This window comes from Ectothiorhodospira marina (assembly GCF_900109495.1).
Classification (GTDB): Bacteria; Pseudomonadota; Gammaproteobacteria; order Ectothiorhodospirales; family Ectothiorhodospiraceae; genus Ectothiorhodospira; species Ectothiorhodospira marina.
This window is the reverse complement of the sequence record NZ_FOAA01000026.1, coordinates 1-10,422: the sequence shown is the minus strand read 5'-3', so window position 1 is coordinate 10,422 and position 10,422 is coordinate 1. Positions and strand designations below refer to the sequence as shown.

Genomic DNA, 10,422 nt, shown 5'->3' with positions numbered 1-10,422 from the left:
CGCTTTCCAATAGAGCACGGCCAGTGGCGCGCTCAAAGTGGGCTCCTGCTGCCACGGTTGTCGCCTTCGCGGGGCGTTGGGTAGCAGGCCGTCAGCTTCACTCGTCGAAGGCCAACTCGCCCTGTTCCCAGACTCCAGGATTTTCAGCGACACCGGCAACCGGCACCAGGGCACTCACGCGCACACCCAGCAGTCGCAACGGCCGATCCAGAGGCGCCCGGCGCAGGCACTCCCGGCTGGCGGCCAGCAGGTCCGCCTGCGCATCAATGGGCTCGCGCAGCGTGTGGTCCCGGGTCAGTGTGCGAAAATCCCCGTAGCGCAGTTTGATACCCACGGTCCGTCCACGCACGCCCAGCGCCTGCAGATCAGCAGCCACCCGTTCGCAAAGCGCCACCAATATCCCGGTGAGTTCGGCACGATCCTGTCTCGGGTGCAGGTCACGCTCGAAGGTGGTCTCGCGACTGACTGACTTGCGCTCGGCCTCCGTGACCACCGGCCGGTCGTCACGCCCGTGCGCGGCATCATGCAGCCAGGCGGCATATCGGGGGCCGAAGTGCTCCTGCAAAAGGCCGAGTTCTGCCCGGGCGAGATCACCGATGGTATGAATATCCAGACGCGCCAACCGCTCTGTGGACTTGGGTCCGATCCCGTTGATCTTGCTGGCCTGCAACGGCCATATCCGGGCCACCAGATCCGCCGGACCCACGTGCGTGAGACCGTCCGGCTTGTCCAACTCCGAAGCCATCTTTGCCAGCAGTTTGTTGGGCGCGATGCCGATCGAACAGGACAACCCCGTCGCCGCACGCACCGCCTCCTTGATACGGCGGGCGATCGGCTCAGGGTCGCTGCCGTGGGAGGTCAGGTCGATGTAGATCTCGTCGATCCCACGGTCCTCGATCCTCGATGCGAGGGAGGCAACCGCTGTCTTGAAGCGCATCGAGTAGTGCCGGTAGGCCGTGAAGTCAGCGGGTAGCAGAACCGCATCCGGTGCGAGACGGGCGGCGGTCATCAGGCCCATGCCGGAATGCACGCCCCGGGCGCGCGCCTCGTAGGTCGCGGTGGTCACCACGCCTCGCCCACGGTAATCACGCAGATGGGTGAACTGAAGGACACCGTCGTCGCCGGCCATCGGGGCCGTGACGCGCCGCCCACCGACCACGAGGGGCTGCCCCCGCAGTTGCGGATAACGCAGCAGTTCCACGGACGCGTAGAACGCATCCATGTCGAGATGGGCAATGCAGCGGCTGCCGTCCATGCGGCATTGTCCATGAATCCGACAACTCGTGCACAGCACCAAGGATACCGGGCTGCTGACCGCCAGCCTCGCCCCTGGGCTTTTGTTGCGTCAGGCGTTTTCCTGTCAGAAACATCAGGGGACCTCGTCGGCCCAGCGCTACCCAGGGCGGAAACCGGCCAATAGATACCGCTCCTGAAGCGCATTCTCAATCGCACCCGTTCGGACCGCTCACCCCCACTATTGGACTATCCGCGATCCGCTTTCTTGAAAGCATCGGGCTACCGGCGGAACGAGCCGTGATTGCGGGAAATGGCGCTGGACAGCGCGTCACTGTTTGGGGGGAATCCCTGCGCGACGCTTGTCCGGCAGTCGACATCGTTCGCCACATTGCGCTCATGCGCAAGCAATCCGCAGATGCCATTCTGATGTTTGAGATGGCCCAACTCTATCAACAGCCCACTTCAGACAATCCGCTGATCGTGATCCTGTCCCAGGCACCGCACCCCGCATGCGCTTTTCCAGCGGGAGATACGGATATAGGGCAGAGCTAGTGCCATGACAAATCTGGCTTCCTTCCGTGGACCATGCAATCGCGCAAGTAGAGATTGATCAAACTCTGATACGGAATCCCTGTTTCTTCCGAAAGCTGTTTGAAATACTCCACAATATCGTCACCCATGCGAATTGTTACCTGTCGCTTTAGCTTTGAAGCGTACGGGTTAGGGCGTGACTTCATTTTCGTAAAATCGTACTCTTTCCTCATAGTGATGGACCTTCGTAGTGCTTACGCTCATTGGAAGTCGCCTTCCGCGCAGATATGATTCTGATGACATCTCCGCCGGAACACTCGCAGTGACACACAACGAGAATCCGCAGCATGTTGCTCAAACCCAGCATAATGAACCGCTCTTCGCTGACGCCATCCTGGAGGCGGAGACGCTTGAAGCCTTGCTGAGCGAGGCGCCCAGGCGCTGAGCATCGCACCGTCAAGAACAGGGCCCACATTCAGCCCGAACGGTGTGACTTCTCCACCACCTCAAAATCCACACTCATCGGTCCACTGCCCTGGTGCTTGAGATACCGCACCGGCCCGTGATAGGTGAACGGTGCTGCCTTCCCTTGCTCCAGCTTGTTTTCCCGGATGAAGAGATGGATACCGATGCCCATCTCCTCATGATGGATGATCTCCCGGCCCCGCTTGCTCTGAGGCGTTGTCTGATTCTGGGTCTGCCAGTGGAAATGGCTGTCATCTACCCAGTGATCGAGATAACGGTGGTCGACCGCCCTGCCCTGCTTGTTCAGGGTCACCAGTAGGACATGGACCTTTGGGTCCCCAAGCACCACATGACCGCTGTTCCAGCTGCCCGGATTGAATTCCACGTTGAAAAGGCCGGGTATCTCTTCCCGAGCAAACCGCTCCCCCACCACCATCCACAACGCATCCAGCACGCCCTTGAATCGGGCAAAGGTGCGGAACTGCTCCTGTAGCTCCGGCGTGACCACGATATCCTCGTAATCCGGATGGCTGGCCCGGAGCCGGTACTGCCCGCTGGAGTCCTTGAGCACCTTGCGCAGCAGGTACTGGTTGTCACCCGCCCCGTCCTGACGCTCGATGGCCAGGGTATTGCCGGTGATCCAGCCGGCGTTGTCAGCGCTGGCCAGTTCCAGCAGCAGATAGTCGCCATCCTCCACCGGCTGCTTGCCGCCACTCATGGAGTTGCCGGAAGCGCGGGCGATGAAGTGCCGACCGGGATCCAGACGACCGTATCCTTCCAGCGGCAGACTGCGGTATTCCTCACAATCGGCGGTGCCCGTCTTGAAGTGGCCGCAGGCGATCTTGAGGTTGGGGAAATACGGCAGCGAGACCTGCTCCGGCTTGCGGGTGGACAAGGGTGTGACCGTGGCGCCACCCAGCCCCTGCCTGACCTCATAGGTGGCCAACCGGTAATCCACCAGTTCCTGCACCAGGGTCGTCAGGGTGGTAATCCGGTTCGGGACCACTGCGGTGGTGCCGATGAAACGATTACCCTCAATGGTGAAGAACGAACCACCGGACCAGGCCGCGATCGGGTTCTTGCGCCAGTAACCCAGCCAGTCATCCGGCGGCTCGGCAAGCCCCTGATACGCCTCGGTCAGGTCCGCCAGCAGCGGGCGTCGACGCTGCAACACCTGCCAGGAGCGCGTGGCCAGATCCGCCAGCGTGGGCGCCTCCCGCCAGCCATCCAACTCCAGGAAGGCCTCCAGCAGGACCATCTTGTAGCTCTTGGTCATGGCGGTGGTCTCCAGTTCCCGGAGCAGGTCCGCCTGCTGCTGGATCACCGCCTGCGTCTCGGCATCCAGCTCCGTTTCCAGAGCAGCAATCAGCCCGAACCAGTCACCATACTGGCGACGCACCGCCTTCAGGCTGGCACCGGCGCGGTAGAACTCGGTCAGGGTCGGCCGACGGCCGAGGGTGTCGCGCAGGGTATGGTACTGATCCTGAAGGTCGGTGCCGCCCGCATCCAACGACTTGAGAAAATCGATGAACCGCAGGTCGTAATTGACGTAACAGCCCTTGGGCAGATCCAGGGTCTGGTTCTCCAGGTCGCGAGCAAACCGGGCCAGTTGTTGATGGGTCATGGTCTGGTTCATCAGCGCCATGGGCTTGTGCAGAAAGCTCTGGTGATTGGCCACAAAATCCAGCACCACCAGTCTCTCCTTCGCCTCGGCCTTGCGCAGCCCCCGACCCAGTTGCTGCAGGAACAGGATGCGCGACTCGGTGGGGCGCAGCATCATCACCGTGTCGATGGCCGGCAGGTCCACCCCCTCGTTGAACAAATCCACGCAGAACAGCACCTGCAGATGACCACTGGCCAGCTGCCCCAGAGCCTCGCCTCGGGACAGCCGGGAATCGGCATACACCGCCGCTGCACTCACGCCCTGCCTGGCAAATTGCTCTGCCATGTAATCGGCATGGCGCGTGGAGGCGCAAAAGGCCAAGGTCCGACGCTGGGCCTGCGCCCGCCAGGTCTTCAGGGCATGTCGAGCGCGAGCAAGAGTGGCCAGCCGGTTGCCCAGTAGATCCGGGTCGAAACGGCCGTTGCGCCAGGGGATGGCTTGGTAGTCCACATCCTCATCAAAGACCCCGTAGTAGTGGAACGGCACCAGCAGGTCCGCGTTCACCCCGGTGAACAGATCGCTCTCAAAGACCAGGTTGTCATCACACAGGGAGAGGATGCTGGCGTTGTCGGTGCGGTCGGGTGTGGCGGTGAGGCCCAAGAGGAAGGCTGGGGCAAAATGGTTCAGCAGCCGATGGTAGGTGGGCGCGGCGGCGTGATGGAATTCATCGACGACCATGTAATCGAAATGCCCCGACCCGAAGCGCTCCAGATGGTCGATCCGGCCCAGGGTCTGAACGGAGGCGCAGAGGATATCCACCTGGGTGTCGCGCTGGCGACCATGATAAAAGCCGATCCGAGCGCTGGGGCGGATGCGGGCAAAGGTGGCGGCGGCCTGGTTGAGGATTTCCTCCCGGTGGGCCACGAACAGGATCCGGCGGGCGCCCATCTGCTGCGTATCAAAGGCAGCAAGCCAGGTCTTGCCCAGGCCGGTGGCCATGACCACCAGACCACGCCGGGAGCCGTCCCGGCGTGTCTGCTGCAGCGCCTCCAGGGCCTGCGCCTGGATGTGGGTGGGCGTGGGCGGCGGCTCCGACTCGGTGCTGCCCGGCTCCCATGAACGCTCCGGCGGGATGCGGCGGGCGTCGTAGGCGTCGATCCACTCATCCGACAGGGCCACCGTGGCTGGATCGTTGAACAGGGCCTGGAAATGCTCACGGGCTTCCAAAAATCCCTTGTCCCCCGGATAGTTGATCCGGTAATTCCATTCCAGCCCCTGCTGCAGGGCCTGGCGGCTGATGTTGCTTGAGCCGATGAAGGCGCAGCCCCAGTGGGTGTCGGCATCCTGCGAGCCGGCAAACAGGTAGGCCTTCAGGTGAAAGCTCCCTCCCCTGCTCTGGTAGACCCGCACCTGCGCGCCCTGCTCCTGCAGCAGCATGAGGGCGCGCAGGGCCTGGGGATCGGTGATATCCAGATAGTCGCTGGTGAGAATGCGGATACAGGCGGGGCTGCGACCCGTTGCCTCGCGATTCAGTGCCTCCTGCAGATCGGGCAGCAGCAGGCGCAGGCCAGTGTTCTTGATGAAGGCCACCGCCATCTCGATGGCATCGGCCCGGTGGATGCTGCTGCACAGATGGGGCAGGAAGGGATGCTCATCACCGCCGGTGATCAGTTTTTGGGTGGCCTTGTGGAGCAGACAGTTCAGCCAGTGCTCTTCCCGATCCGGGCGCCGATCCTCGGTGAGCCAGCATTCCAACTCGGCCAGCCCGGTGAGATCCTGGGCCCAGGCGCGGATCTGCTCTTCGTTGGCATCGGTGAAGTGGCGCCCGTTGCGGGTACGCTCACCCGTGCCCAGCTTGAAGCTGCAGTAGATGACACCGCCGGGTTTCAGGGCCTGCCAAAGCGCCTGGAGGTTGGTAGGCATGTGGGTGGCGGGCACATGCAGCAGACTGGCGCAGGCCCAGATGCCATCGTACCGCTCAATCTCGTCCACCTCATCGAACCGCTGCACGGGCACCGGTTGGCCAAGCAATTGTGAGGCATGCTCCGCCAGCGCCTGGCTGGCATCAAAGGCACTGACCCGATAGCCCCGCCGCTGAAAGGCCAGGGCATCGCGCCCGGCACCGCAACCGGCATCCAGCAGATGGGCCCCGGTCGGAAGCTGCCGGAGAAAGCGCTGGTACAGGGGTTCCATGTCCACATGCAGGGTGTCGGCGATGAATTGGCCGGCGTGCAGGTTGTAGTAATGGGTGGTGCTGTTCACGTTCCTGGTGCCATGGTTTGTCAGATGAGTGATCGCCTCAGTTGCGTCTCGGCAAAAAATTTGACGATGCACGCAGAAGAGCATGCAGTGGACATGGGTACCGTCAACAGACTCAAAGCGCTTACCTTGCAAACCAACTGGGCCAATTAGGTTTAGTCTCTACCCACCCAGTAGTCTGGTTTCCGGTGTTGATGGGCTACCGCAACCACAACAACATGATTTTCATCCACGGATACATCAATTTATATGGAAACTTGTGCAGGAGGCACTTCCTGGTATCACCCTGCTCTATGGACCACGCCTGAGGATATCGGGCAATACGCAACACGGCCTTTCTTACTTCCTCCTTGAAACTGTATCCGAGCCCTGAATACTCAAGCTCATAACAACGGATACCATCCTCGAGTTCCTTTCGCGCAATTTCGGTAAAGATGACGCGCATCATTCTTCCTTGAATATTTCTTCCATCGGAACGCCTTTGAGCTTTCCTTCCCTATATGCCTTGAGTCGCTTTTCTGACTCTTCTGCCCAAACCTCATCGAGCCTCTTGTCCGGCTCGTCCAGGCTCTTTATCAAACCCTCAACCAAAACGAATCTATCCTCTGGTTTTAGCTTCATCGCTTCGACTAAAAGCTCTTTCATCCTCATTGGTTCTACCTCCAAGGCTCCGTCTCACGTCACCGGAAGCGGAAGGCCGAGCGGGGAACAAGCAACGCTAATTGTCGCTCGAGCGCAGATGGTTTTTATGTGATCTTTACCGTTCCTCTACATCGCGGGAATTCCTCACATCCCCAAAATCTTTGACCAACTCCCTGACGATTCTTGGCCTCCCGCAGCATCATTGCACTACCGCATTCCGGGCAACAAGGAATATCGAAACTCTCTTTATCGGAAACGATATTCTTGACATGCCTGACATGTTCGCGATTTGTTTTAAGGGATGGAGCAAGCCTACCTTGCCCGATCTTCTTGACGATTTCTGTTGCTTGCAACTCAGTCAACACAGGCCTTTTTTGAGATTTTATATACCTCGCAAGGCCTCCGCCATAAGTGACATTCTCAGGCATTTATGTTTTAAACTTGCTATCACCAACGAAAACAACCACAGAATGTACTTGCTGCTCATTCAGACCCAGCAAGGACTCAACTGTTTTTACATGCTTATAATTCTGATGCAATGGATTCTGGAACTGACTTGAATGCTTATAAATCTTCTGAGTCCAAGTTTTTTGGTTTGGCTTACCGAATATCCAACCCTTCATATTTTTTGTTTCAACCACGAAAACACCAAACACTGAAACGATGATGTGATCAATTTGAGTGGTTCCGTTTTCGGTCGGTAGCGTCACATTCTTGATCAAGTGGTATTGGTTTTTGTCTAGCAAAAACCGTACGGAAAGATTCACAAAAAACTCGCCCATCAATCCCTTGAACCAGGGCGATCCAATGATTGCGACAATAACCACCAAGGGTATTAGATACCAAAAACCCCCGAATAATTGACTAATGATCGCCGAAAACTCCATGCTGGATGGCTTCCCGGTTTACCTAAAAAGCGTTAGCGTGGATCGACCCCACCTCGCAACATAGCCTGATTTCAAGCTCGGTTTCAATTCGGCACCTGCACGCAACCCAAGATGCTGTGGCGCCACTGGCAAGATTTTGGCTGGCCCGTCACAGGCATGCATGGTGGTGAAAAAGGGGCGAGGGGATGGGCACATTTTGGGCACACAGCAGCATTTCCATGCGACCAGGCACGAAAAAAGCCGCCCAGGCTAACCTGTAAGCGGCTGTTTTCGTTCGCTCTTATGGCGCGCCCGGCAGGATTCGAACCTGCGACCCCTGCCTTCGGAGGGCAGTACTCTATCCAGCTGAGCTACGGGCGCGTTGTGGTGGATTCTAGCACACCCCATGGGCCCGGTAGGGGAACGGGGCCGATGGAGCGCGGAGAATATCCGAAATGGGGCGGCGCGCCAAGGGGATGAACAGTTGATGCGGGCCGCCCGGGCGATGCGGGCGGCGGTCAGCGGCATCAGGCGTGGGCGGGCTCCTTCAGTACCTTCACCGTGTAGCGCCAGAGTTTCAGGGTGTCCGACCAGTGGTCTTCGGGCAAACCGGCCTTCTGGCGTAGCGCGGCGGTGAACGTGGCCGGGTTCGGCAGGGTCTCCCAGACGACGGGCAGGAAGGTGGAACGATGGCGGCCGTCACTGAGGATCACACCATCCACGCCGGGACGAAGTGTTCGGTGCAGTTGGGCTTCGTCCTCTACCATCAGCGGCTCCGAGGGGCCCAGGATGGAGATGGCGATGGCCACCTCGTCGACCTGTGCGGCGGGCAGGGGTGGGAAGCGGGGGTCGCGAAAGGCGGCGGACCAGGCATTGTGGGCCACATCTTCCACCAGGGGGCGTTGCGCCTCCAGGGTGCCGACGCACCCGCGCAACGCCGCCCGATGATATAGGGTGACAAAGGTGGCCGCGGGCACCGCCAGGCATTCCGAGAGCAGGTCACGGGGCGTGCAGTCTGCGGGCTGAGCGCCCCCCAGGGCACGGCGGGCCACCTGGAACAGCAGACGGTGTTCCTTCGCGTCCAACTCAGCTGAAGGCATAGGCACCGTAACCCACCACCTGCTCCCGCGGCCCGGCGGTATCTCCCGAGCTGCGCAGATCGAGGGTCTCTCCTTTAAGTCCGTGCCGACGGGCATTGATGAGCAGCCCCTGCACCGGGATGTAGCCGCAGGCGTGGCCGGGCTGGATCCCCTCGGGCTTCAACTGAAGGATGGCCTCCGAGGTGCGCGTATCCACTTCCCGAGCTGTGTCGTAGTCCAGGTAGTGGCTGAGGTCGGAGCTGATCACCACCAGGGTGTCGTCATCACCCCACACATCCTCCAGGGCGCTGGCCACCTCCTCGCCCGTGGCGCTGCCCACCACCAGGGGCACCAGGGTGAAGTCGTCCAGTAGCATCTGCAGGAAGGGCAGATGCACTTCCAGGCTGTGCTCGTTACGGTGCGGATCGTCGAAGCGGAATACGGTGGGGGCTTTCACCGCCTGCTCAATGCTGTCCTGATCCACGGGCACCGTGCCCAGGGCGGTCTGGAAGCCGTCCACACTGGGGGCGGCGATCCCGTAGAACCCCACCCGGTGGGCCGGGCCGATCAGGACCACGCGCTTGATCCGAGCGGCGCGCTCGGGGGTGAGCGTGGCGTAGGCCCGACCGGCCACATCCCCGGAATAGATGTACCCCGCATGGGGGGCGATCAGGGCCTTGGGCAGGTGCGGGGACCCGGCACGATCCTCACCCGCCTGACTGAGATGGGCGTGCACCGAGGCCCTCAGGGCCTCGGCTTTGGCGGGGTAAAACTGGCCCGCCACTGCGGGTTGTCTGATGTTTTCCACGGCGGCTCCTCCAACTTCTGTGGCTGGATATCCGCCCTGAATGACTTCACCGCCGGATACTTTGTGTATCTCTAATGATGGCTTGACCCATAAGCGTCAGCCGACGAGGCCATATCCCTCTGGGGACGTGATCCCTGCCAGTAAAAAGGCAGCGACGAAGGGTGGATATCCTATTGTGTTAAGCGCGTTGTATTGAGCACGTCATAGCACAGTTGTGTGACAGGCTCTTGACGGCAAAGATTCCGCTGCATTCAGGCGCATGGAAGCGTCCATCACGAAATCCACCTGACCCGTATTATAGATCTTCTATCGCACTTCGGACCTGTGAACAGGGTCCCAATACAACAGCCGAAATAGCGAGAAAATGAAAGATAAAAGGCCGCCCTATGAAAGGGCATGGGAGATTTCACTTTCACTTTGTTTCATATCTTTTTGTAAAGAAGAACCCCATGCAGATCACGCCGGATATTGACACCTTCCCCACCCGCCACTGGCACGCCCTGGACGACAGTCGCCTGCACTGCGATGTGTGCCCGCGGGCCTGCGAGCTGCACGAGGGGCAGCGGGGTCTGTGTTTCGTCCGCGGTCGCAGCGGCGATCAGGTGGTGCTCACCACCTACGGCCGTGCCAACGGCTTTCGGGCCGACCCCATCGAGAAAAAGCCCCTCTATCACTTCCTCCCGGGCAGCCGCACCCTGTCCTTTGGCACCGCCGGGGTGCGCAGCGTGGCGGTGACGGCCGGATATATCAGCCCCGGGGCGCGGGAAGAAGGGCAGTGCCTGGAGTGTGGCACGCGGTGTGCCGGCAGATTCCGTTCCATCATACCTACCCAAACCTATTCAGAAGCATCTAAACCGGTTCAGTGCTGATTTCCTGCTTCACAGAGGCCGGTTTCACTCCGGTCTTGCGACCTGAGCCAGCGCCTTCCTCTCC

The 10,422-nt window shown here is 60.2% G+C and carries 9 protein-coding genes, 1 tRNA gene and 1 pseudogene; 1 reads left to right on the top strand and 10 read right to left on the bottom strand.

Going from position 1 to position 10,422, the window contains the following annotated elements:
- Nucleotides 1–97 precede the first annotated feature (97 nt).
- From dinB to amrB, 10 genes are all read right to left on the bottom strand, one after another.
- Complete coding sequence (dinB, locus tag BMY52_RS14770) at nt 98–1,255, bottom strand: DNA polymerase IV (RefSeq protein ID WP_090255740.1); 1,158 nt, start codon at nt 1,253–1,255, stop codon at nt 98–100.
- Between the two features lie 529 nt (nt 1,256–1,784).
- Nucleotides 1,785–2,000, bottom strand: a complete 216-nt coding sequence (locus BMY52_RS15820; protein WP_090255737.1) for a BrnA antitoxin family protein — start codon at nt 1,998–2,000, stop codon at nt 1,785–1,787.
- A complete protein-coding gene (locus tag BMY52_RS16060; RefSeq protein ID WP_143050509.1) occupies nt 1,997–2,242 on the bottom strand; it encodes a BrnT family toxin in 246 nt (81 codons plus the stop codon). The genes BMY52_RS15820 and BMY52_RS16060 overlap by 4 nt, the downstream gene beginning before the upstream one ends.
- On the bottom strand, nt 2,243–6,097 hold the full coding sequence (locus BMY52_RS15915) for a DUF3427 domain-containing protein (RefSeq protein ID WP_090255736.1): 3,855 nt from the start codon (nt 6,095–6,097) through the stop codon (nt 2,243–2,245). It lies immediately after the preceding gene.
- A gap of 441 nt (nt 6,098–6,538) precedes the next feature.
- Nucleotides 6,539–6,745, bottom strand: a complete 207-nt coding sequence (locus BMY52_RS14740) for an addiction module protein (protein ID WP_090255734.1) — start codon at nt 6,743–6,745, stop codon at nt 6,539–6,541.
- Nucleotides 6,746–6,840: 95 nt separating this feature from the next.
- A complete protein-coding gene (locus tag BMY52_RS15910) occupies nt 6,841–7,164 on the bottom strand; it encodes a topoisomerase DNA-binding C4 zinc finger domain-containing protein (RefSeq protein WP_281244105.1) in 324 nt (107 codons plus the stop codon).
- The gene (locus tag BMY52_RS15795) at nt 7,165–7,623 is read right to left on the bottom strand and encodes a nuclease-related domain-containing protein (RefSeq protein ID WP_245740943.1); all 459 of its coding nucleotides are present in this window, start codon (nt 7,621–7,623) and stop codon (nt 7,165–7,167) included. It abuts the gene before it with no gap.
- A 283-nt stretch (nt 7,624–7,906) separates the two neighbouring features.
- Nucleotides 7,907–7,983: transfer RNA gene (locus tag BMY52_RS14730), tRNA-Arg, on the bottom strand.
- 146 nt (nt 7,984–8,129) lie between these two features.
- Nucleotides 8,130–8,702 carry an AmmeMemoRadiSam system protein A gene (amrA, locus tag BMY52_RS14725; RefSeq protein ID WP_090255732.1) on the bottom strand — a complete coding sequence of 191 codons (573 nt, stop codon included), beginning with the start codon at nt 8,700–8,702 and terminating at the stop codon, nt 8,130–8,132.
- On the bottom strand, nt 8,689–9,489 hold the full coding sequence (gene amrB / locus BMY52_RS14720; protein WP_090255730.1) for an AmmeMemoRadiSam system protein B: 801 nt from the start codon (nt 9,487–9,489) through the stop codon (nt 8,689–8,691). The genes amrA and amrB overlap by 14 nt, the downstream gene beginning before the upstream one ends.
- Before the next feature lie 449 nt (nt 9,490–9,938).
- Here amrB and BMY52_RS14715 point away from each other — a divergent pair.
- Nucleotides 9,939–10,205: pseudogene (locus BMY52_RS14715) on the top strand (AmmeMemoRadiSam system radical SAM enzyme); the annotation flags it as partial.
- Nucleotides 10,206–10,422: the final 217 nt, after the last annotated feature.

Coding starts and splice junctions, on each gene's coding strand:
- dinB (WP_090255740.1), bottom strand. CDS start 1,255: ATGGACGGCAGCCGCTGCATTGCCCATCTCGACATGGATGCGTTCTAC.
- BMY52_RS15820 (WP_090255737.1), bottom strand. CDS start 2,000: ATGAGGAAAGAGTACGATTTTACGAAAATGAAGTCACGCCCTAACCCG.
- BMY52_RS16060 (WP_143050509.1), bottom strand. CDS start 2,242: ATGTGGGCCCTGTTCTTGACGGTGCGATGCTCAGCGCCTGGGCGCCTC.
- BMY52_RS14740 (WP_090255734.1), bottom strand. CDS start 6,745: ATGAGGATGAAAGAGCTTTTAGTCGAAGCGATGAAGCTAAAACCAGAG.
- BMY52_RS15910 (WP_281244105.1), bottom strand. CDS start 7,164: ATGCCTGAGAATGTCACTTATGGCGGAGGCCTTGCGAGGTATATAAAA.
- BMY52_RS15795 (WP_245740943.1), bottom strand. CDS start 7,623: ATGGAGTTTTCGGCGATCATTAGTCAATTATTCGGGGGTTTTTGGTAT.
- amrA (WP_090255732.1), bottom strand. CDS start 8,702: ATGCCTTCAGCTGAGTTGGACGCGAAGGAACACCGTCTGCTGTTCCAG.